The 20,802-nt window shown below is 72.6% G+C and carries 24 protein-coding genes; 14 read left to right on the forward strand and 10 right to left on the reverse strand.

Annotation, left to right across the window (positions count from 1 at the left end):
• Nucleotides 1-60 precede the first annotated feature (60 nt).
• Nucleotides 61-723: a hypothetical protein gene (locus ACPA54_RS15860; protein ID WP_423530155.1), complete on the forward strand. Its 663-nt coding sequence runs from the start codon at nt 61-63 to the stop codon at nt 721-723.
• Nucleotides 724-1,050: 327 nt separating this feature from the next.
• Here ACPA54_RS15860 and ACPA54_RS15865 read toward each other — a convergent pair whose 3' ends face one another.
• The gene (locus tag ACPA54_RS15865) at nt 1,051-1,434 is read right to left on the reverse strand and encodes a YrdB family protein (protein ID WP_423530157.1); all 384 of its coding nucleotides are present in this window, start codon (nt 1,432-1,434) and stop codon (nt 1,051-1,053) included.
• A 52-nt stretch (nt 1,435-1,486) separates the two neighbouring features.
• Between ACPA54_RS15865 and ACPA54_RS15870 the strand changes: the two genes are divergently transcribed.
• Entirely contained in the window at nt 1,487-2,425 is a 939-nt protein-coding gene (locus tag ACPA54_RS15870) for an ADP-ribosylglycohydrolase family protein (RefSeq protein WP_423530159.1), read from the forward strand.
• A 129-nt stretch (nt 2,426-2,554) separates the two neighbouring features.
• Complete coding sequence (locus ACPA54_RS15875) at nt 2,555-2,731, forward strand: hypothetical protein (protein ID WP_423530160.1); 177 nt, start codon at nt 2,555-2,557, stop codon at nt 2,729-2,731.
• Nucleotides 2,732-2,857: 126 nt separating this feature from the next.
• Here ACPA54_RS15875 and ACPA54_RS15880 read toward each other — a convergent pair whose 3' ends face one another.
• The 3 genes from ACPA54_RS15880 to ACPA54_RS15890 form a co-directional block, all read right to left on the reverse strand.
• The gene (locus ACPA54_RS15880; protein WP_423530162.1) at nt 2,858-3,268 is read right to left on the reverse strand and encodes a hypothetical protein; all 411 of its coding nucleotides are present in this window, start codon (nt 3,266-3,268) and stop codon (nt 2,858-2,860) included.
• A 132-nt stretch (nt 3,269-3,400) separates the two neighbouring features.
• Nucleotides 3,401-3,823, reverse strand: coding sequence for a hypothetical protein (locus tag ACPA54_RS15885; RefSeq protein ID WP_423530164.1), 423 nt, complete (start codon nt 3,821-3,823; stop codon nt 3,401-3,403).
• A gap of 81 nt (nt 3,824-3,904) precedes the next feature.
• On the reverse strand, nt 3,905-4,672 hold the full coding sequence (locus tag ACPA54_RS15890) for a GNAT family N-acetyltransferase (RefSeq protein WP_423530166.1): 768 nt from the start codon (nt 4,670-4,672) through the stop codon (nt 3,905-3,907).
• Nucleotides 4,673-4,909: 237 nt separating this feature from the next.
• Here ACPA54_RS15890 and ACPA54_RS15895 point away from each other — a divergent pair, with 237 nt between their 5' ends.
• Entirely contained in the window at nt 4,910-5,335 is a 426-nt protein-coding gene (locus tag ACPA54_RS15895) for a PPOX class F420-dependent oxidoreductase (protein ID WP_423530167.1), read from the forward strand.
• 111 nt (nt 5,336-5,446) lie between these two features.
• Here ACPA54_RS15895 and ACPA54_RS15900 read toward each other — a convergent pair whose 3' ends face one another.
• Both ACPA54_RS15900 and ACPA54_RS15905 read right to left on the reverse strand, forming a co-directional pair.
• On the reverse strand, nt 5,447-5,884 hold the full coding sequence (locus tag ACPA54_RS15900; protein WP_423530169.1) for a hypothetical protein: 438 nt from the start codon (nt 5,882-5,884) through the stop codon (nt 5,447-5,449).
• Between the two features lie 155 nt (nt 5,885-6,039).
• Nucleotides 6,040-6,504, reverse strand: coding sequence for a hypothetical protein (locus ACPA54_RS15905; protein ID WP_423530171.1), 465 nt, complete (start codon nt 6,502-6,504; stop codon nt 6,040-6,042).
• Nucleotides 6,505-6,590: 86 nt separating this feature from the next.
• On the opposite strand from ACPA54_RS15905, the gene ACPA54_RS15910 reads away from it, so the two are divergent.
• Nucleotides 6,591-7,082, forward strand: coding sequence for a hypothetical protein (locus ACPA54_RS15910; protein WP_423530173.1), 492 nt, complete (start codon nt 6,591-6,593; stop codon nt 7,080-7,082).
• 40 nt (nt 7,083-7,122) lie between these two features.
• A complete protein-coding gene (locus ACPA54_RS15915) occupies nt 7,123-7,428 on the forward strand; it encodes a DUF6221 family protein (RefSeq protein WP_423530174.1) in 306 nt (101 codons plus the stop codon).
• A gap of 218 nt (nt 7,429-7,646) precedes the next feature.
• Here ACPA54_RS15915 and ACPA54_RS15920 read toward each other — a convergent pair whose 3' ends face one another.
• Nucleotides 7,647-8,879: an SDR family oxidoreductase gene (locus ACPA54_RS15920; protein ID WP_423530176.1), complete on the reverse strand. Its 1,233-nt coding sequence runs from the start codon at nt 8,877-8,879 to the stop codon at nt 7,647-7,649.
• Nucleotides 8,880-9,410: 531 nt separating this feature from the next.
• Here ACPA54_RS15920 and ACPA54_RS15925 point away from each other — a divergent pair.
• The 3 genes from ACPA54_RS15925 to ACPA54_RS15935 all read left to right on the forward strand — a co-directional run bounded on the left by ACPA54_RS15925 (nt 9,411) and on the right by ACPA54_RS15935 (nt 13,045).
• On the forward strand, nt 9,411-10,181 hold the full coding sequence (locus ACPA54_RS15925; RefSeq protein ID WP_423530178.1) for a class I SAM-dependent methyltransferase: 771 nt from the start codon (nt 9,411-9,413) through the stop codon (nt 10,179-10,181).
• A 72-nt stretch (nt 10,182-10,253) separates the two neighbouring features.
• On the forward strand, nt 10,254-10,955 hold the full coding sequence (locus tag ACPA54_RS15930) for a hypothetical protein (protein ID WP_423530180.1): 702 nt from the start codon (nt 10,254-10,256) through the stop codon (nt 10,953-10,955).
• Between the two features lie 611 nt (nt 10,956-11,566).
• Entirely contained in the window at nt 11,567-13,045 is a 1,479-nt protein-coding gene (locus tag ACPA54_RS15935) for an amidase (RefSeq protein ID WP_423530182.1), read from the forward strand.
• Nucleotides 13,046-13,078: 33 nt separating this feature from the next.
• Here ACPA54_RS15935 and ACPA54_RS15940 read toward each other — a convergent pair whose 3' ends face one another.
• Complete coding sequence (locus ACPA54_RS15940) at nt 13,079-14,194, reverse strand: MFS transporter (RefSeq protein WP_423530603.1); 1,116 nt, start codon at nt 14,192-14,194, stop codon at nt 13,079-13,081.
• 233 nt (nt 14,195-14,427) lie between these two features.
• Between ACPA54_RS15940 and ACPA54_RS15945 the strand changes: the two genes are divergently transcribed.
• Nucleotides 14,428-15,216 (forward strand): AraC family transcriptional regulator, encoded by a 789-nt coding sequence (locus ACPA54_RS15945; protein ID WP_423530184.1) that lies wholly within the window; start codon nt 14,428-14,430, stop codon nt 15,214-15,216.
• Nucleotides 15,217-15,244: 28 nt separating this feature from the next.
• On the opposite strand, the gene ACPA54_RS15950 is transcribed toward ACPA54_RS15945, so the two are convergent.
• Entirely contained in the window at nt 15,245-16,144 is a 900-nt protein-coding gene (locus tag ACPA54_RS15950) for an alpha/beta fold hydrolase (protein WP_423530186.1), read from the reverse strand.
• 146 nt (nt 16,145-16,290) lie between these two features.
• On the opposite strand from ACPA54_RS15950, the gene ACPA54_RS15955 reads away from it, so the two are divergent.
• The 3 genes from ACPA54_RS15955 (at nt 16,291) to thpR (ending at nt 18,475) form a co-directional block, all read left to right on the forward strand.
• On the forward strand, nt 16,291-16,896 hold the full coding sequence (locus ACPA54_RS15955; protein ID WP_423530188.1) for a TetR/AcrR family transcriptional regulator: 606 nt from the start codon (nt 16,291-16,293) through the stop codon (nt 16,894-16,896).
• A gap of 91 nt (nt 16,897-16,987) precedes the next feature.
• The gene (atpB, locus tag ACPA54_RS15960; RefSeq protein WP_423530190.1) at nt 16,988-17,785 is read left to right on the forward strand and encodes a F0F1 ATP synthase subunit A; all 798 of its coding nucleotides are present in this window, start codon (nt 16,988-16,990) and stop codon (nt 17,783-17,785) included.
• 81 nt (nt 17,786-17,866) lie between these two features.
• Nucleotides 17,867-18,475, forward strand: coding sequence for an RNA 2',3'-cyclic phosphodiesterase (gene thpR, locus ACPA54_RS15965; RefSeq protein WP_423530192.1), 609 nt, complete (start codon nt 17,867-17,869; stop codon nt 18,473-18,475).
• A 108-nt stretch (nt 18,476-18,583) separates the two neighbouring features.
• Here the strand turns inward: thpR and ACPA54_RS15970 are convergent, their stop codons facing one another.
• On the reverse strand, nt 18,584-20,191 hold the full coding sequence (locus ACPA54_RS15970; protein ID WP_423530194.1) for an alkaline phosphatase D family protein: 1,608 nt from the start codon (nt 20,189-20,191) through the stop codon (nt 18,584-18,586).
• 187 nt (nt 20,192-20,378) lie between these two features.
• On the opposite strand from ACPA54_RS15970, the gene ACPA54_RS15975 reads away from it, so the two are divergent.
• A complete protein-coding gene (locus tag ACPA54_RS15975) occupies nt 20,379-20,747 on the forward strand; it encodes an MmcQ/YjbR family DNA-binding protein (RefSeq protein WP_423530196.1) in 369 nt (122 codons plus the stop codon).
• Nucleotides 20,748-20,802 lie beyond the last annotated feature (55 nt).

A 20,802-nucleotide genomic window follows, 5' to 3' on the forward strand; every position in this document is an offset into this window, starting at 1 on the left:
CCCTGCGCGCTGCCGGACTCCGGTGCAAGGTCCACGTCGGCAATCGGCGACGCGGGGGGCGTGACCCGGTCCTCGGAGGTCATCGACGAGGTCAGGCCCGAGAGCGGGGGCGGAACCGGAAGCGGCGTCGCGGGCGGAATCGGAGACGCCGGCGACATCGTCGGCGGGGTCGCCGGAAGGGGTGCAGGCGAGGTCGGGTGCGAGGTCGGCGGCGGGGTCGCAGGCAGGAGCAGGGTCGCCGACGGGGGCGTCGGCGAGGTCGCGGGAGGGATTGCGGGCGAGGTCGCGGGAAGGGGTGCGGGCGACGTCATCGCCGAACTCGTCGACGACGTCGTGGAAGCCGCCGAAGTCCGCGAAGCCGCGGTCGAATGTGCCGCTGCTCCGGCCACGTCCGGGCGGTCGACATGCTCCCGGGACGCCACCGCCGCGTGCCGCCCCTGCGACCTCTCCGCGACCCCGGCGCCCTCTCCTCGCGGCCGCCGCCCCATCGGCGCGACCACCGGTCCCACCATCGGCCCCACCATCGGTCCGACCATCGGCCCGACCACCGGCCCCACCCCCGCGGGCCCCACCGCCGGCACGATCGGAATCAGCGGCCTGTCACCACCCCTCCCCACGCCCGGCACGGCACTCGCCGAAGCCACGGGCATGGCCACACCATCGCCGCCACCCGGCTTGCTGTGCCGCCCACCGCCGCCCGGACTCCGAGGAGCCACCGACTGAGGTGCCGCGGCAGCACGGTGGCGCCCCGGCGCGACCGCACCGCCACCACCGGACGCACCGGGCACACCGGAGGAGCCGCGCGTTTCACGCGGCCGAATGGCTGACTCGGACATGCCGCGAGCCTAACCATGAAACCGCCCCCCACCTGCGAAAACCCCTCCCGCAGACGGCACTTAACCGGCTCTTAACCACCCCCTGACGACCCGTTAAGTGCGGGGGGGGTAAGCCCGTCGCACGTCGACCGGCCCGCCCCGTGGCCGCCCGGCCTGCGGACGCCCCGCCCGTGGACGCCCCGCTCTGGTCGCCCGGCCCGTGGCCGCCCGGCCCCTACGCCTGGGCGCGCATCCGGCTGCCCGCGTTCGCCCGCATCGCGTCGTCCTGCTTCCAGATGTGGGTGAGTGCGGTGCTGCCGGCCGCGACGAGGCCGAAGACCAAGGCGGCCGGCCAGTGGCCCATGGCGGCGAGGCCGGTGGTGGCGGAACCGAACATGGCGATCTCGATCGCCAAACGGCCGGGGCGGGGCAGGAACTGCGGGGCGCGCGGGGCGACGAAGTTGCCCCACGTCACCGCGGCCAGGGCCGGGAAGCCGATGCCCATCACCAGGCTGCCGACCCAGCTCGATCCGAGGTCCACGCCCCACCACGCGAGCGCGGCGAGCGCACCCAGTTCCAGCAGGAATCGGACGGCCAAATTGAGTCCCCGAAGCGTCATGCCGCCATGGTGGCAGGAGGGCGGATCGTCGGGACAGACCCGGGGCCTCGGCGTGACGGGAGCCTCAAGCCGACGGCTCGGCGCCCTTGGCCGTCTTGTCCACACCCCCGGGAAACATGATCGCGCCGCACTCCTCGGCCTGCGAGTCGGCGATGCGCTGGGCGCGCAGTTCTTCGTCCCCGGGAACCTCCCCGCGCTGCGGCGGCGCGACCTGCCCCAAGGCCCGTGGCCGTGGACCGACGACACCGAGATGGCGTGTGCGGTGCATGCCGAACTCGCCGCCCACGGCACCGTCGACCGGGACCGGCTGGCCGCATCGTTCGCCCGCCACCACGACTTCGACCGCGGCTACGGGCCGACGGTGAACCGCATGCTGCGCCTGGTCCGCGAAGGCGCCGCGTGGCGGCCGCTCGCCGCCGAGCCGTTCGAGGGCCAAGGGTCGTGGGGCAACGGCGCGGCGATGCGCGTCGCACCGCTGGGCGCGTGGTTCGCCGACGATCTCGACCGGGCGGCACGCGAAGCTGCGGCGTCCGCCGAGGTCACCCACACGCACCCCGAGGGCGTCGCGGGCGCGGTCGCCGTGGCCGCCGCGACCGCACTCGTCTGCCAAGCCCCGCTCCCTGCCCGGGACTTCATGGCCGCGGTACGCGACCTCACCCCGCCCGGACTGGTCCGCGACCGCCTCGGCGCCGCGCTGGCACTCGCGGGCCGAACCGACCCCCGGGCCGTGGGCCGCAGCCTTGGCAGCGGTCGGCGGGTGAGCGCCCCGGACACCGTGCCGTTCACGATCTGGATCGCCGCGCACTACCCCGACGACTTCGCCGAAGCCCTGTGGGCGACCGCCGCGGCAGGCGGCGACGTCGACACCACGTGCGCCATCGTCGGCGGAATCCTCGGCCCGCGCACGGCGCCCCCGCAGACCTGGGCGGACACCACCGAACCCCTACCGGACTGGGCGGCGACGGAGCTTCCACCCGGTCCCGCAACCTGACCCGAGCCGCCGCGGGGGCCTGACAACGCCCACCAGCCGCACAGCCGCGCCCCGCGATCGACCGCCGCCTTGGCCAGTTCGGCGAACAACGTCAGAAACTCGCCCAGCACCGCCGCCGACACGTCCCGCATGTCCTCCGCCTCGGCCCACGCGGCGGCGACGGCCGCCAGCGTCGGCGCGTCCGCCGCCGCCAAGGCGTCCCGCAGCGTGTCGGTGACGGTGACGACCAAGGCCTCACCGGACATGTCCGACTCGGCGACGCCCGACGGCCACACGGGTCTATTCCCTTGGCAGGCAACACCATGAAGCCGTAAGCCTCGGGTCCGTCATTCCCCGGCTCCACCCGGCAGGCATCCACGTCGTCCACGGCAACGAAGTAGTCGATCAGCGTCATACCGCGATCTTCGACACCGCCACCGACACGCGGAGGTGTCAGCCGAGTACCTCGCCCGGGGGAATGAAGGCGTCGGCACTGTTCGCGTCCTCTACGTGCCCGTACGCGTCCATGGTGATGGGGGTGGCGCGCCCGTTGGACGTGATCAGCCACGCAAGCACCTGTTCCGTCAGCGGAGTTCCGCCCGGACCTTCAGTGTGCCAATGGGCCCGCCATCCCCCGCCTGGTATCGCGCCGACCACTTGGTCCGCACTTTCGAGGTGCGAGAAGTCCTCGTAATCCGTGACCGGTCGGAGCGCGCCGCGCTTCGCGTGGACCACAAGGGCCGTTCCGGTCTCCTTGTCCCAGCCCTCGACGTTCACCTGCCGACAGATCTCAGTCTCGGTGCCGTTGAAAAACGCGAGCCATCCGGTCTGATTGAAATACTGAAGATGCACCGTCGCCATCATGGCCGTAGGGCCCGGGCATCGGCCCTCAGAGGGCTCGTCCGCTGCCCGGCCACCTACCGGTTGTGGCAGGCGTGCCACCGACTCGGCTCGCGGGCCGTGAAGACGCACGCGCTCAGCCCCGTCCGCGCCGCCTCACCGCCTGCCCGCGGCTCCCCACAACCACCGCCACCGCGGCATCTCCGTCACGATCGTCATCAGGGCGACCACCGTCGTCGGAACCGCCGGCCACACCGGCCAGGCCGACCACGAGCCGTACAGCGCCGCGAGAATGTGCGCCGCGACCAGCGCGATCGTCACCTTGCCGGACACTGGCACCAAGACCTGGCGCTTGTCGCCCGGTGTCGCGAACACCGTCGGCACGGCCACCATCATCAAACCGACGAACACCCCGAGCACGATCGACGTGTCGGCGATCGCCCACGGCAGGGCCACCCACGCTGCGATCTCCGTCAGGAACCGGAACGCCGACGGCAGCCGGTCGTCCGGTCGCGCGGCAAGCCACACAGGATCCGGCGCCGCGACGGACGCCGGACCGGATATCGGGGATTCGGTCACGGCCGGAAGCGTGCCACACCCGCCGCCGTGTCGTCACCACCCGAAACCCGGCGCGTCCACGCGGCTACCAAGCCGCCCGCCCTACTCCGGCACGACAACCGTGATCGTGCTCTCCACGTGCGCGAACCCGATCCGCTCATACGTCCGCCGCGCCGGATTCCCGTCCGTCACCGCCAGCCCCAGCGCGGACAGCCCCCCATCCGCCGCCAACGCCAACGACGCCCGCAGCGCGACCGCGCCGAGGCCCGCGTACTCCGGGTCCGCGTGCCGGAAGACCTCGGTGATCCACGGCCCGCCGAGCGGCGGTTCGCCGTCGCGGCCGCTGACCAGGGACGCCGCGACCGGCCGCGTCCCGTCGACGATCACCGTGCTGCACGCGAGCAGCGGCCCCAGCACCTGGCCGTCGAACAGCAGCGCGAGCTGAGTGCGCGCCGAGTCGAACATCTCCCCGTCCGGGTTGTCCGGGTGTCCCGGCGGATAGGCGGACATCCACAGCGACGTCAGGTCCGCCGCCTCGTGGCTCAGCGCCGACTCCAGCCGCAGCCCCGGCCGCAACTCCGGCACCGCCCACGACGGGTCCGCACGGCGCGCCGCGAAGTCCCACGAAAAGCAGTGCGCGTGCCGATGCTTGCGTGCCCCGCCGGCGAGCAGCGCCGCCCCGATTTCCTCCGGCGCACCCACCAGCCACCCGGGCATCGCGGCCAGCACCGCATCGGCGGTTTCGCGCGGCGACACCCCGTCCTTCGGCCGCAGATCGTCGGCCCACGGATGCCCCGCCCGCGTCCCCGGCACATAGTCGGCGACCGGACGCCCGGACGCGTCGTGAACGGTTCTCCGCAGCGTGATCATCCGGCCATTGTCCGTCGCCCGCCGCCACCCGACAACGCAATTCCCCGCACCCTGTGGACAGCACGAACCAAGCACCGACCAAGCACCGAGCAGGCCCCCGATCAGGCACAGGCACACAGGCACACGCACGTCTCAGGCACGACGCAAGCCCGGGACACGCCCACACGAGTGCAGCACGCGCAGCCTCCCGCCGTGCCCTCTTGACCTGAACCGCACTTCACCTTCCAGGCTGGCCGCATGACCTCCGCATCGCCGTTCACCCCGGCAGAACTCGAGTACCTCCGCACCCAGCGCCTCGGCCGCCTCGCCACCGCCGCCCCCGACGGCACGCTCCAGAACAACCCGGTCGGCTTCACCATCGACACCACACTCGGCACGATCGACATCGCCGGCTACGCCATGGGCGCGAGCCGCAAGTTCCGCAACGTCGAACAAACCCACGAAGTCGCGTTCGTCGTCGACGACATCGCCTCCGTCACCCCGTGGAAGGTGCGCGGTATCGAAATCCGCGGCACCGCCGAAGCCGTCCGCGACGCCGCCCCGCGCCGCCCCGGCCTGAGCGCGGAGATCATCCGTGTCCACCCGCGGCGCATCCTGTCCTGGGGCCTCGACCCGGACGCGGACGGCATGCAACGCCGCTCGGTCCCCGCTACGACCGCCTGACCACACCCGGCGCTCCGCACCCGAGCAAGCCAGGACAGGACACCCGGACCAGCCAGGACAGGACAAGCCGGAAGGCCCGCGGCCGCGGGCCTTCCGGGTCCCGTCGACTCTCTACCTCAGCCCACCGGCCCGCCGATGCCAGAACCCGTGGTCCATGTGCTCCCCGACGCGCCGTGTCAGCCACTCCGCGCCGTACTCGGTCAGTCCCGGCGCCCGCCCCAAGACGGCGATCACCCCGTCGGTCTCGTCGACCACGAGCGCCGGACGGGACAGGTCGGGGTCGGACCGGAAGATGATCGCGGGCGGCGTCTGCGCCATCGCGGTCTCGGTGAAGCCCCAGCCCCACCCGCGGACGATGTTCTCGTTGATGAGCCGCGTCATCTCTTCCGCCGTCGCCTCGTCGATGCACCGCGGATGCGCGGCGACACGCACGTGCCGGGCGGGAATGTCGGCCGTGACCTGGACGGGATCGTCGGGGTCGAGCCGGTCGTCGACGTAGAGGGTGACCCTCGGTGCACCCGGCACCGTCGATTCCGCGTCGCTGGCCATGGACTCCCCTGATGCGAAAGGGCCCGAAGACGTCGATCCGAAGAGACCCAGCGTACGACGGATACCACGGACAGTAATCGGCGACTCTCTACGATATGCGGGTGAATCCGGCCGGCCCATCCTGGCGACTCCAGATCACCCTCGGTTCCGGACGATCACTCCGGCCGCCGCGTCCGGCGCGCCGCCTCCGCCGCCCGCCGCAACTCCGCGATCTTGCCGACCGTCCGCCGCAACTCTGCTTCCGCATCGGCAAGTTCACGTTCGGACGGATGTTTGGGCATCGCCATCGTGACCGCCACCGACGGATCGGGCACCCCCGGGAACGGGTAGACCAGCGACCGCACCGGCGGGAACTGCACGTCCGCCGCCCGCACCACCGCATCGAAATCAACCGCCAGCCCGGCACCGCGCAGACCGGCCGTCAGCGCCCGGAGCACCTCGTCCGTACAGAGAATCCGACCACCCTCGGCCAGCACCTCCAACTGCACGAGGTCGATCCGAAACGGCGGCGTACTGTCGATATCGACGCACATTCGCCACAGGCTGCGGAGAGAGGCCGTGTGCAGCGCCTCGGTCACAAGGTCGGTCAGTGGCTGACGCGGCCTGGGCTGGTCCGTCACGCACACCTCACCACGTCCGCTGAACCATTCCCCCAGAGATGATTCCCCGTCGCAAACCGGAAACCCCCCGCACCACTCTTTCTTCGATGGATGTGTACACAGCCGGCGTCGGTGCGATCACCGAACACGCCGGACTACCCCGGCAGCCGTCCACAATTGCCTCGACGGCTCCTGGCCACACCACCGGACGGGACCACACCATGACCCGCAACCCCGCGCAACCGACCGACGGCGCCGACGACCCGGCCGCCATCCGCGCGCTCTACGCCGACTTGGCCGCCGAATTCCTGGCCCGGCCAGGCGTCGGCAGCGGCCGCATCCTGCAGAACGAGGGCCTCAGCGTCGGCGGGCGCTACTTCGCGTTCCTCAAGGACACCCGACTCGTCGTCAAGATCCCCGCGGAACAAGCGAGTTCGCTGGTCGCCGCGGAGGCTGCCGTACCCTTCGAGTCCGGCGGCCGCCCGATGCGCGAGTGGGTGTACGTCGCCCCTTGCGGCCCCGACACCGAGTCCGTCTGGCGTGGCCTCATGTCCGACGCCCACGCATACGTCTCCAGCCTCAACAGGACCAAGCGATGACCAACTGCCACCTCGCCTCCCACCCGACGGCCGACTGACCATGCTGCGCCGATCGTCACCAGAGCGCCCCGCCGGCGGTGACAGCCACATGGACGACCTGGTGCGGTTCCTCGTCGACCGCATCATGGACGACAACCATGCCTATGCCCGCGTGGCCGACACTCTGGGCGGCGAAGCCCTTCTCGACAGCCATCTCCCCATGCTCGACCTGACCGAAAGCCTGGCGCGCGACTACAAGGCCATGGATCCCGCGGACCCCCGAGCGCCCGGCCTCGCCTACGCGGTTCGTGTCCTCGCCCAGGCTTATGCCGAACACCCCGCCTACCGGCAGGAATGGCGTCCGTAGCCTGCATCGACAGCTGCGTCCATAGCGGCATCCACAGCTGCGTCCATATCCTGCGCCTGGCACCGCGCGGGGCGCCCCTCTGCGATCGGCCGTCGCGCAGATGCGCCGCACCACCGTTGTCCGGCAGTGCGGCGCATCTCGCGCAGGTCGGTCCTCCGAGCCCGGCAGCGGCGCGTACCTGCGAAACGCCGCCGCTAGGGGTCCGCCCCCTCGGCGCGTCAGGCGCCCGGTGCCGCGTCGAGCAGGGCCCGCGCGTTGACTTCGAGGTGCTGCTGCGCCTGGCGCACGGTCACCGGCGCCGGCGCGCCGGGGACCTCGCGGCTGCCGAACGACGTCGGCAGGATCTCGCCCGCGCCGAGGATCGTGCTGCCGGCCGCCTGCGCGGCGAGCACCGAGCGCAGCCGCGGCTCCAGGACGTCCCAGTCCGGGTAGTCGGCGAGCGCGGCCTTGGCCGGGTCGTGGAAGTCCGGTGCGGCGAGGCGCAGTCCGCCGCGCCGTCCGACGTCCGTCACGATGTCGCCGAACTCGGCGCAGGTCAGGGCCGCCGGCCCGGACGTCGCCCAGTAGCGCGACGGCAGTCGCCGCGGGTCGTGTACGGCCAGTGACACGAGGGCCGCGACCGCGCGCGCCACGATGTCGCGCGGCACCATGTCGACGCGCTGGTGGGGCCCGCACATCGACGTGGCGACGCCGGACAGCAGCATCTTGATGTGCTCGTGGACGAAGCCGAGTTCGGGCGTGCGCCCGGTGTCGCTGTCGCCCATGACGAGGGAGGGGCGGACGACGCAAGTGAGTGCGTCAGAAGCGGCGACCGCGCGCTCCGCGGCGACCTTCGACTCGAGGTAGGTCAGCGGCGTGACCGGGCAGGTGTCCGGGATCGCGGCGGCCGCATCGCGCGCTTGGCCGACCCGGTCCACGAACGCGCTCGACAGGTGGATCAGCGGCGCCCCCGCGGCCGCCGCCAGTTCGGCCATGCGGCGCGATCCGGACACGTTGACGCACTGGAACTCGTCGGAGTGGCCGTCGTAGCGGGCCCGCCCGGCGGCGTGCACGACGACGTCGGCACGGGCGACGAGCGCGTCCCAGGCACGGGAGTCGAGGCCGAGCCGCGGGTGGGCGAGGTCCACGGGCAGGTCTTCGTGGACGTATGCACCGGCGCGCCGCCCGCGCAGCGCCACGACGTGGAAATCGCGGCGCAGGGCGTAGGCCACGGCCTCGCCGACTATGCCGCTGGACCCGCTGAGCAGCACGACCGGCCGATCGCCGGTGGTCCGCGGTGCGGGCCCTTCGGCGTCCTCGGCGGCGGCCGGCTCCGGCAGCGGCGCGTCGCCGGCCGGAGCGGGACCGGGCAGCGCCGCCGTACCGGAAGAACGGCCTCGCGGGGCGGGCGCGGCCGCCGACGAGGGCTCCGGCACGCGGACCGGGCACAGGGGTTCGGATACGCGGGACAAGGTATTCACCTCGTTTCACCGGACTCCGCGGGATCGCGGGGCATCCACCGGGAAACGTAGGCCAGCCAGGTGACGGATGCCACTCGAACGATTACGGAAAGCGACCACCACGGGTGGACGGAAGGGGTGGTGGGCGGGCCGAAGGGTTCGGCCGCGGGGTGCGGTGACCTGGTGCGGACGGCCGGGCGGAGTGGTCGGGCCGGGGGTTGCCTTCTCGCGGACCGGCCCGTGCACCTGTCCGGGTGAATCCCGGCTCGGCACGCGTCGGGGGCGAGCCCTCGACGGGGTGCGGGGACGCAAGGTGGGGCCAACCACGCGATCGCGGTGGGATTCGTGGGCGGTGCCGGGGCTCTGCGCGGAGCACGCGGATGCGACGCCGCGGCCCACCAGAGCAAGGCAGCACAGGGCAAGGCGGCACAGGGCGGGGCAGCACAGGGCAAGGCGGCACAGGGCAGGGCAGGGCAGACGGGAGTGCGGCCGTGGGTGACGATGCCGTGCAGCGTACGAGCGACTGGATGGCGGTCGTACGGGATGACGAGCACCGGCGGGCGGACGCGTATCTGCGTGATCCGTACGCGCATCTGCTGCGCACTACCGTGGCCGAGGAGCAGGTGGCGTATCAGATCGAGCTCGGCGCGTCGGTGGGTGTGGTCGTGGGGCGGGGCGGGGCGGTTCGGGGACGCGGCTGTCGAGCGTGCCGTGGCGGCGGGGGTGCGTCAGCTGGTGCTGCTCGGGGCCGGGTCGGATCCGCGTTGCCGGCGTTTGGCGCTGCCGTCCGATCTGACCGCGTACGAGGTGGACTTGCCGGGGCAACTCGACGCCAAGGAAAGTGCGTTCGAGGCCGCGGGGCTGGTGCCGTCGGCGCCGCGCCGACGGGTCGACGCGGATCTGCGGGGTGATTGGGCGGCGGCGTTGGCGGCGGCTGGGCACGATGCCGGGCGTCCGACGGTATGGATCGCCGAAGGTTTGTTCTCCTCCTTGGATCGGGGCGACTCGATCGAACTGTTGAGCGAGATCGGCCGGTTGAGTGCGGCGGGCGGCCGGGTCGTGTTCGACGTACCGCATCCGGCGTTCGCGCGGGATCCGGCGAAGAGCGCGTTCCTGGCGTTGATGACGGAGAGCGGGTGCCCGTGGCTGGGGTTCGCGGAGCATCCGGACGTGCCGCTGCCGCCGGGCGCGTGGCGGCTCGACGCATACCTACCGCCCGACCTCGTGGCGGGCCGCTGCCCGTGGGTCCCGCCGATGCCGCAACGGCTCGCGGACAGCCACCGGTGGGTCTGGTACGCACACGCCCGGCGGTGAGGCGCACAGTCGCCGTCGCGGGGTGTGGACTCCCGCACGTGGCCGTGCGGCGGCTCCTCTAGGGTCGGGCAGATGACTTGTCGCGACCGTCGTATCCCGTTCCGCTTTTCCGCCGCTGTGGGCGGTGTCGTGGTGGCGTTGGCCGCGGCGGCGTGTACGTCGGACTCCGGCGGGTCCGGGGGGCGAATATCGGTCGAGGAGTTCGAGGGCAAGGCGAAGTCGGTGACGGCGGGCGCGCCGTGCCCGTTCGCGTTCGACGTCGCGCGGGCGTTGAAGACCGTGGGGGCGAACCGCCCGGTGGTACCGGACAGCCCGCCCGCCGAGGGCGGCTCGTCGCCGGCCGAACCGGCCCAGCCGGCCAGGCCGTCCGGCCCGACCAGCCCGGCGATGCCCGCCATTCCGGCCGTCCCGGCAAGGTCGTCGATCAGTTGCTCGTACCTCGTCGGCGATGCCGACTTGTCGCTGACCGTCATCGCCTCGCCGGCCGCGAAGACCGCACAGAACTTCGCCCTGCCGCTGCTCATGCACGACGGCGGGATGGCCATGGACCAGGCCACGACGTTCGTGTCGACGCTCCTACCGCCGGGCTCGGCCCGCGTGACACCCGGGGCGGGGACGGCGGCGTTCTACCGGGTGCCGGTCTCCGGGGACGGCGACATCGGCCTCGTCGTCGGGGTCGAAGGCCACGACGACGCGGACGCCCCGCTGCCGGACCTGACGGGCGCGCATTTGGAGACGCTGGCGATGGAGCTGGGGAAGGCCGTCAAGGGGTGAGCAAGGGGTGAGGGGGTGGGACGGCGGCGGGTCGCGCGGGGCCTGACCGACCGCCCGGCCGCCCGGCTGCCCAGCCGTCCCTCCGACTGCCTCGCTGGGCTGCCTCACGCCCCCCGGCTGCCCTTCCGACCGCCCCGCGGGACGGCCCCACCCGGCGCTCCGGTTCGGACGCTGTTCGAACGGCGGGTCGCTCGAACAGCGCCGGTGAGGGGGCGGGGCGGCGGGTGGGTGGCGCGAGGCCTGACCGGCCGCCCGGCCGCCCCTCCGACTGCTTCGCGCTGTTCGAACGACGGGTCGCTCGGACGAGAACGCAGTGTGACGTTTTCGCCGCTCGATCGTTGGCGGAACAAAAGGAGCCACGCAACGCCGCACGGGACCGGTTTCGTGGGTGACGCGCGACGGGCCGAGCCCAGGCCGAGCCCAGGCCGAGCCCAGGCCGAGCCCAGGCCGAGCCCAGGCCGGGCCCAGTCCGAGCGGGGCGGGCCAGGCCCGGCACCCCTCCACCGGCCGCGCCTCTGGCCCCTCGCCAACCGTGCCGGGTAACCTCGCAGCGAGGGCTACCCGCGAGTAGCCCGTTCCTCTGGGCGTGGGTTCGGCAAGGAGGCGCGGCGGTGGAGTTCGACGAGTACCGCAAGCACGACGCGGTGGGCCTGGCCGGGCTGGTGGCCGCGGGCGAGGTCAAGGCCACGGAGCTGCTGGAGCTGGCGATCGAGCGGGCCCAGGCGGTGAACCCGCGGATCAACGCCGTCGTCCGGCCGATGCACGACTTGGCGCGCGAGCGGGCCAAAACCTCGCTGTCCGGGCCCTTCGCCGGCGTGCCTTTCCTGATCAAGGACCTGTCGCAGGACTACGCCGGCCTCCCCACCGGCAGCGGCTCGCGCGCGCTCGCCGACTTCCCGATGCCGGACCACGCCGAGGTGGTGCGCCGCTGGCTCGACGCGGGCCTGGTGGTGTTCGGCAAGACGAACACGCCCGAGTTCGGCGCGAAGGGCATCACCGAGCCGGAGGTCAACGGCCCGACCCGCAACCCGTGGAACACCGGACACACCCCCGGCGGTTCGTCCGGCGGCTCGGCGGCCGCCGTGGCCGCGGGCGTCGTGCCGGTCGCGGGCGGCAACGACGGCGGCGGGTCGATCCGCATTCCGGCCGCCTGCTGCGGCCTGTTCGGGTTGAAGCCCGGCCGCGGCCTCGTACCGAGCGGCCCCGTCTACGCCGAAATGCTCCACGGTGCGGCCGGCCACGGCGTGCTGTCCCGCAGCGTCCGCGACACCGCGGCGATGCTCGACGTCATCGCCGGCCCGGACCCGTCCGGCCCGTACCTGCCCGCGCTGCCCGACGCGCCGTTCGCCGAACTCGCCCGCCGCGACCCCGGCCGCCTGCGCATCGGCTACGCCACCGCGTCCCCGATCGGCACCGACGTCTCCCCCGACGCGATCGCCGCCGTCGAGGACGCCGTCGCACTCCTGCGGTCCCTCGGCCACGACGTCGAGGAAGCCAAGACCGGCGTCGACGAACGCCAGCTCGCCCGCGACTTCCTCAACATGTGGTTCGCGTCCGTCGCCGCCGAAGTCGACTTCGTGCGCCGTCTCACCGGTTGCGGCGAGGACAAGTTCGAACTCGACACCCGCATCATGGCCGCCGTCGGCCGCGCCACCAGCGCCCCGTCCTACGTCGGCGCGCACAACCGCTGGAACCAGCACGCCCACCGTCTCGCCCAGTTCCACGAGACCTACGACCTGCTCCTCACCCCGACCCTCGCGCACCCGCCCGCGCGCATCGGCCAGTTGGCGACTCCGGCCTGGATGGAGACGGCGAGCCGCCTGCTCCTCGCGGTCCGCGGCGCCGGACTGCTCGCGAAGACCGACCTGGTCGACCGGATCGCGGACGAGAACCTGCGCTGGACGCCGTACACCCAGCTCGCGAACATCACCGGCCGCCCCGCGATGTCCGTGCCGACGTACTGGACGCCGAGCGGGCTGCCGCTCGGCGTCCAGTTCGTGGCCGGTCTCGGCGGCGAAGGCCTGCTGCTCGCCCTCGCCACTCAACTCGAGTCCGCACGGCCGTGGTTCGACCGCACCCCGGACCTCTGACCGGCCCGCGACATCTGTCGTCCGGCTATCCGTCTACCGTTCCGGCTCCGCCAGGAACCATCCCAGCGCCGTCGCCGCGATCGGCACGAAGCACAGGATCACGAACACGCTCTGCGGTCCCCCCGCATCCGCCGCCACGCCGAAAGCCGGTGAGATCAGCCCGCCGATGCTCACCGCGAGCCCCAGCGTGACCCCGGCCGCCGTGCCCGGCCGGGTCGGCAGATAGTCCTGCCCGAGCTTGACCAGCACCGCGAACGGAATGTTCAGCGTCAGGCCCGCCAGCACCGCGAACAGCAACGGAGCGTACGGTCCCGGCGTCAGCCGCAGCCCCACCAGCATGGGAATCACCAGCACCCCGCCGAGTTGGACGGTACGCACCAGCCCGATCCGGTCCGCGATCCGCCCGCCCAGCAGGGTGCCCAACACACCGCCGCCCAGGAACAGCGCCAGCGCGGTCCCGCCCAGCGCATGCGACGCATGCAGATGCTTGATCCAATACAGTTCGACGAACGTACTGACTCCGAAGAACGTCACCGACCGGACGACTTCGATCGCCGTCAGCACCAGGAACGGCGGCCACCGGTCAACCCCGGTCCGCGTGGCCGAAGCCTTCGCCGCGAGCACCTGCTGCCGATGCCGATTGCGGTAGAGGACGTACGCCACCAGCACCGCCGGCGGAATGAACAGCGCCGTCGAACCGACCCCCCACGCCACCAGCGCCGGAGTCGCCAGCACCGGCGCGAGGAAGAACCCGACACTGCCGCCCGCCGCGAACACGCTCATCGCCGCGGTGCTCTCCCCCGCCGCCTCCCGCGCCGACTTGCCCGCCGCCGGATGGAACATCGCCACCCCGAGCCCGGACAGCAGAATCAGCAGCCACACCCCGAAGTACGGCTGCACCAAACCCGACAGCCCGATCCCCAGCCCGGCCAACCCGACCCCGGCCGCCGCCATCCAGCCCACCCGAAGCCGGTCCACGAGAACGCCCAGGAACGGCTGCGGCACCGAACTGCCCAGCGTCGCCGCGAGCGTCAGACCCGACGCCGCCACATAGCTGTAGCCCCGGTCCAGCACGAAGTACGGCACACTCGCCGGCACCAGGCCCTGGTACAGGTCGTCGACCGCATGCGCGATCCCCCACAGCCGCATCCGCCGCCACACCGACTCGGCGGCGGCACCGTCCGGGTCCCGGGCGGCGGACACTTCCGGCCCCGCCCGCTCACCGTCCACACCGTCGAGCACCTCGCCCGGGCGGTTGTCGACATCCGTCATCACAGCTCCGTTCCTTCACCACCGGTCACGCCGGAGCACCCCTCGCGCACCCGGCCCAGACCAGCCTTCCGAAACCACCCCCCTGCGGACTGTCGGTAGTCTGACCACTTATGTCGATAACCCGCCTCCCGCTGCCCGGCCCCACCCGGGAGACGCTCGCGCACCGCCAGCGCATCGACTGGCACGACCACGCGGTCAACCAGCTCATCAGCCCCGGTATCGGCGTCCTCGTCGTCTCGACACCCACCGGAACCTGGGCCGTCCCCCCGCACCGCGCCGTCTGGATACCCGCCGGCGTCGCCCATGCACACGAGGCCCACGGCCCCAGCGAAATGCGCACCCTCTGCTTCGCCGCCGACGTCAACCCGCTGCGCCTCGACAGACCGACCGTCCTCGCCGTCAGCCCGCTGCTCCGCGAAATCGTCGCCGTCCTGACGGGCGCCGCGCACTCCACCGACGGCACGTCCCCCGACCTTCCGCCGGACCTTCCCCACGAACAGCGCCGCAATTTGGAACGCGTCGCCCTCGACCAGCTCCAACGCGTCGAAGCACTCCCGCTCGGCCTCCCCGCACCGCGCGACGCCCGGCTCCGCGACGTCGCGGCGCTGCTGACCGCGGACCCGGGCGACGGCCGGACGCTCGCCGAACTCGGCGCCGCCGTCGGCGCGTCGGAACGCACCCTGAGCCGCCTCTTCCGCGCCGAAACCGGCATGAGCTTCCCCCAGTGGCGCGCCCAACTGCGCCTGCACCACTCGCTGCGGCTTCTCGCCGGGGGCGCCCCGGTCACGTCGGTCGCGGCAGCCTGCGGTTACGCGACACCAAGCGCGTTCATCGAGTCCTTCCGCCGCGCCTTCGGCACGACCCCGGGGGCGTACCGCGGCGGCGGCGCGCACACCTGAGCGCCGCCGGGGTCAGCCGCCCCCGGGTTCAGGCCCGCACGGTCTCGGCGAACTCCAGCACCCGCGCGTTCACATACTCCGGCTTCTCCATCGCCAGCCCGTGCCCCGTCGCGGGCACCGTTTCCGCAACCGCGCCCGCGACCAGGTCCCGCACGCGGCGCTGGGCGCGGTCGACGCGCATCAGCGTGCTGCGGGCACCCAGCAGAACGAGCAACGGCACGCGGATGGAACGGAGTTCGTCGTCCGTGAAGGGCCTGGCGGCGGTGCGCCGGGGGCCGAAGCTCCGGGCCGCGATCATCAGCGGCGCCGTCAGACGCGGATCGGCGACGACCGCGCTGTTGGCCAGGACGCGCGCCGCCCAGGGCCGGGCCCGGCGCGGGAGCAAGGTGGCGAGGGCACCGCCGATGACCGTGGCGTAGAACGCCGGACGGACCTTCTCAAGGCCGCCGGGGTCGAGGACGGTCACGGTGGCGAGGCGGTCCGGGGCATGGGCGGCCTGGTTGAGGGCGAGCCAGCCGCCGTACGAGTGTCCGACGAGGTGGATCCGGTCGAGCGCCAGCCCGGCGACGACCTGGCCGAGCCACGCCGCGGCGTCGGCGGAGCCGGTGACCGGCGCGGTCTGGACGCTGCCGCCCGGGTCGTCGACGGTGTCGACGGCGTATACCGGGTGGCGTTCCGCGAATGCCGCGACCTGCGGGTACCACACGGAGCTGTTCGCGTCGCTGCCGTGCAGCAGGACGACGGGTTCGCCGGTGTCGGGCCCGTGGTGGACGACACGGGTGGTGCCGAAGTCCGTCGCGATGTCGAGTGCGCGGCGCGGCGACGGCCAGAGGGTGAGCGCTTCGGCGTAAGCGGCACGGAACCGGCCGGCGGAACGTTCGTCACGGAACCGGCCCGTCGTCGCGCGGGTGCCGGGCTCATTTTTCATGACACGAACGTACCATGATGAGAGAATAGCCCGACGGATCGGACCCGAACCCGAACCCGACCCGAGTCCGAACGTGAACCCGAGTCCGGATCCCGACGGCGCCCGACGGCGCCCCAGCCCGGAACCCGGAGAGAACGGCGGAACGAGTGCCCAAGCGCGTGGACCACGAGGAACGGCGGCAGCACATCGCGGACGCGCTGGTGCGCGTGGCCGCCCGCGACGGCCTGCACGCCGCGGGCATGCGCGAGGTGGCCGCGGAAGCGGGCATGTCGGTGCGGCTGGTGCAGTACTACTTCGAGACGAAGGACCGCCTCTTCTTCTACGCCTACCAGCGGCTCGGCGACCTCCTCGGCGCCCGCGTCCAGGCGCGGGTCCGCGCCGCGGGCAGCCACCCGGGAACCCGGGAAGTCCTGGAGGCGATGCTGCTGGAAGGCCTGCCCGACGACGGCCCCAGCCGCGACCTGCACAAGGTCTACACGGCCTACGCCACCCTCGCGCTGACCGACCGCAGCTTGGCCGAGCACGGCTTCGTCGACGGTCCGACGGCGCTCGAGCACCACCTCGTCGGCCGCCTGCGAGCGGCCCAGGACGCGGGTGAGGTCGCCCCGGAACTCGACGCCGCGGCCGAGATCGCCGGCCTCCTCGCGATGTCCGCCGGGTTGGGCACCAGCGTGCTGGTCGGCCAGCGCAGCGCCGATGCCGCCGCGGCGGTGCTCCGGCACCACCTGGACCGCATCTTCGGCACGGTCTGACACCGGGCCCGACGCAGAGGCCCCAGGAGCCCCCAAACTTCATGATGGTACGTTCGTACCCCAAAAACACGCCGGGGAAGGGACGACCGCCGTGACCCTGCTCGCCTCCGACTGCCACCTCTTCGACGCGGGCTGCGGCTTCCCCGCGCCGGGCCTGAACGTGTTCGAGTTCAAACCGCTGTTCACGATCGCGGGCTTCGGGGTCACCAAGCCGATGCTGTTGAGCCTGCTGTGCGCGGCGCTGGTGGTCGGGTTCTTCGCCGCCGCGTTCGCCCGGCCGAGGCTGGTGCCGCGCGGCATACAGAACGTCGGGGAGCTGGGCTACCTGTTCGTCCGCGACAGCATCGCCCGCGAGACGATGGGCAGGCGCGGCGACCGGTTCGTGCCGTTCCTCGTCTCGATGTTCTTCTTCTTGTGGACGATGAACCTGATGTCGATCGTCCCGCTCGCGCAGTTCCCGGTGACGTCGCGGATCGCCTATCCGGCGGTGATCGTCGGCATCGTGTGGGTCACCTACATCGTGGTCGGGATCCGCACGCAGGGCGGCTGGGGCTATCTGCGGAACATCATGTTTCCGCCAGGCCTGCCGGCGTGGGTGTACGTGCTGGTAGCGCCGTTGGAGTTCGTGCACGTGTTCGTGACGCAGCCGTTCACGCTCGCGGTGCGTCTGTTCGCCAACATGTTCGCGGGCCACATGCTGCTGGTGACGTTCTCGGTGGCGTCGTGGTACTTGCTGAGCCCGACGGTCGGGGCGCTGTTCTCGGCGACGTCGTTCGTCGTCGTGGTGCTGCTGGTCGCGTTCGAGTTGTTCATCCAGGCGCTGCAGGCGTACATCTTCACGCTGCTGGCCGCGTCGTATCTGGCGTCGTCGCTGGACGGCGGGCACTGAGCGGGACGACGACGCATGGCGTCCGGCGTCCACGCGTGGCGTCCGGCGTCGACGGGGCGTGTGGCGGGTATCGGCGCCGGTATGGCGAGTGGCACCCGAGAAGACGACGCCGACGGCACCCTTCGGCTGTTCGTCGCCGTCGATCCGCCCTCCGAGGCGAAGGCCGAACTGCGGCGCGCCTTGCGGCCGGTGGTGGCGCAGCGGCCACGGTTGCGGTGGACGGACGACGGGGCGTGGCATGTGACACTCGTGTTCCTCGGCGACGTCCCGGCCGCCACCGTGCCCGCGCTGGGCGAGGCGCTGGGTGCGGTGGCGGCGCGGCACGCGGAGTTCCATCTGATGCTGGCCGGGACCGACCGGTTCGGCGACCGCATCCTGTGGGCGGGTGTCGACGGCGACGTGCACCGGCTCCGGCTCCTCGCGGACGACGTGCGCGACGCGGTGGCGGGGTGCGGGCTGCCGGTCGAGGAGCGGCCGTTCCGGGCGCATGTCACGCTCGCCCGGTCGAGCAACGGCGACCGGCACGGGGTGGTGCCGGCCGCCGCGGCACTCGGCGGCTTCGCGGGCGAGGCGTGGCCGGTGGACCGGTTGCGGCTGGTGGGCAGCACGTACGGCCGTGAGGCGGGCCCGGTGCGCTACTCCGACGTCGCGTCGTGGCCGTTGACCGGGGCGCCGCACGTGCCGGGCTGATGATCACACCGGGTTGGGGGTTCCCCGAAACACCACACTTCCGCGCTCGCCCCGCCGCGGACAACCCGGTCATCCACAGCCCCGTGGTTGTCCACAGCCGCTGTTCCCTCACACCGGCGTCGTGGCCGGCACCAGCCGCCGTGTCCCCCCGTCCACCGCGAACGACTTCAGGTGCGTGACCGGGCTGTCGGCCTTCGTCCGGTCGGCGACCTTGTACCAGTCGAATTGGACCCGGGCCCGGGTCACGTCGAGGATGCCGCAGCCGTTGGCCTCGGCTTCGCCCCACTGCAGGTGGGGGTTCATCGCGAGGATGCCGGCCACGATCCGCGCGCCCATGCCGCCCGGGTAGATGGTCGCGAACGGTGTCGACGTGATGGCGCCGACCACGAACTGGGAGGCGACCGGCGCCCCTCCGCCGGGAGACGGGACCTCCCCCGCCCACGACGAGTGCAGGTCTCCGGTCAGGAACACCGTGTTGCGCAGATCGTGGTCGCGCAGGTGGGTGAAGAGCGCGGTCTGGTCGGCGCGGTAGCCGTCCCACTGGTCGGCGTTGAGGGTGGTCGGCGGGTTGGCCTGCCCGGTGGGCAGGATCCACGGCGCGGCCATGACCGAGCTGCCAATGAGGTGCCAGGCGGCGGGGCTGCGGGTGAGGCCGTCCTTCAGCCAGGCCATCTGCGAGGCGCCGGTGATGGTGCGGGCCGGGTCGTCGAGGGCCGCGGTGTCCGTCGGCAGCGCCTGCTGCGAGCGGAAGCTGCGCAGGTCGAGCATGGTCAGGTCGGCGAGGGTGCCGAAGGCGAGCCGCCGCTGGGTGGAGCCGGGCACGGCCTGGCGGACCGGGAGCCACTCGAAGTAGGCCTGCCGGGCGGCGGCGACCCGGGCGGCCCACGGGCCTTCGGTGGCCGGGTCGTGGTCGCGGGCGCCCCCGGACCAGGTGTCGCCGCAGGTCTCGTGGTCGTCCCAGGTCGCGATGATCGGCGCGGACGCGTGCAGGGCCTGCAGGTCCGGGTCGGTGCGGTACTCGCCGTGCCGGGTGCGGTAGTCCGCGAGGGTGCGGCACTCGGTCGCCGGGTCCATCGGCCGCACGTCGGTGCTTCCCGGGTGTCCCGCCCCGCTGCCGAACTCGTAGATGTAGTCGCCGAGGTGGATGACGGCGTCGAGGTCGGTGCGCTCCGCCAGGTGGCGGTACGCGGCGAAGTATCCGTTGCTGTAGCTCACGCACGACGCGATGCCGAAGCGCAGCCCGTCGACCTTGGCGTGCGCGGCGGGCGCGGTCCGCGTCCGGCCGACCGGCGAGACCGTGCGGCCGGCCCGGAACCGGTAGAAGTACGCGGTGCCGGGCCGCAGCCCCCGCACGTCGACGTTGACGGTGTGGTCGCGTTCCGGCCCGGTGCGGGCCGTGCCGGAGCGCACCGTGCGGCGGAACCCGCGGTCGGTCGCGATCTCCCACCCGACGTGCACGGCGGGCCCGCGGCCGCGGCCGGGCCGGCCGTCGGGTTCGGGGGTGACGCGCGTCCAGATGACGACGGCGTCGGGCAGCGGGTCGCCGGACGCGACGCCGTGCCGGAACGCTTCGGCACCGGATTGCGCGGCTGCGGCGGCGTCCGGTCCTTCGGCCGCGTGCGCGGCGGGTGCGGCGGCGGTGCCGACCGCGGCGGCACCCGACGCGGCGGCGGTGAGCCGGATGAAGTCCCGGCGTTGCAAAGGGAGTCTGGTCATGGCGCGGAAACGTAACAGCGGCGGATCACGGTCCGGAATGCTCCACGGCTGGTATTCCGATTTGCTCTGGCCAGGCAGCGTCCCGGTGGCGGGCAGCGTCCCGGTGGCGGACAGCGTCCCGGTGCCGCGCGGGTCCGGCCGGTGTGGGTGCTCGCCGCGTGTCGGTGCGGGGCGGTAGAACGTGGGGATGCCGACCGAGCACGACGTACGCGCGATGTTGCTGGACCTCCCGGAGGCCGAGGAGGTGGTCGTCGAGAACTGGGGCGACCAGCCGACCTACCGGGTGCGGAAGAAGATGTTCGCGCTGCTCGGCTACGGCGCGGACACCGTGTGCCTGAAGGCGACGCGGGAGACGCAGGCCGCGCTGGTCGAGGAGGAGCCCGACGTGTTCCTGCTGCCGCCGTTCTTCGCCCGGCACGGCTGGATCGACGTCGTCTACGCGAAGGTCACCGCCGAGGAACTGGGCGAGCTGATCGAGGACGCGTGGCGGCTGACGGCCCCGAAACGGGTGGTGAAGGCGTACGACGCGGAGCGGGAGGCCGCGGAAGACGCGTGAGCCGCATCGTGCGGAACACCACGGCGCCCGGGTGCCGGCCTCGTGAGGGAGGCCG

Source organism: Uniformispora flossi (assembly GCF_049534875.1).
Taxonomy (GTDB): Bacteria; Actinomycetota; Actinomycetes; order Streptomycetales; family Streptomycetaceae; genus Yinghuangia; species Yinghuangia aomiensis.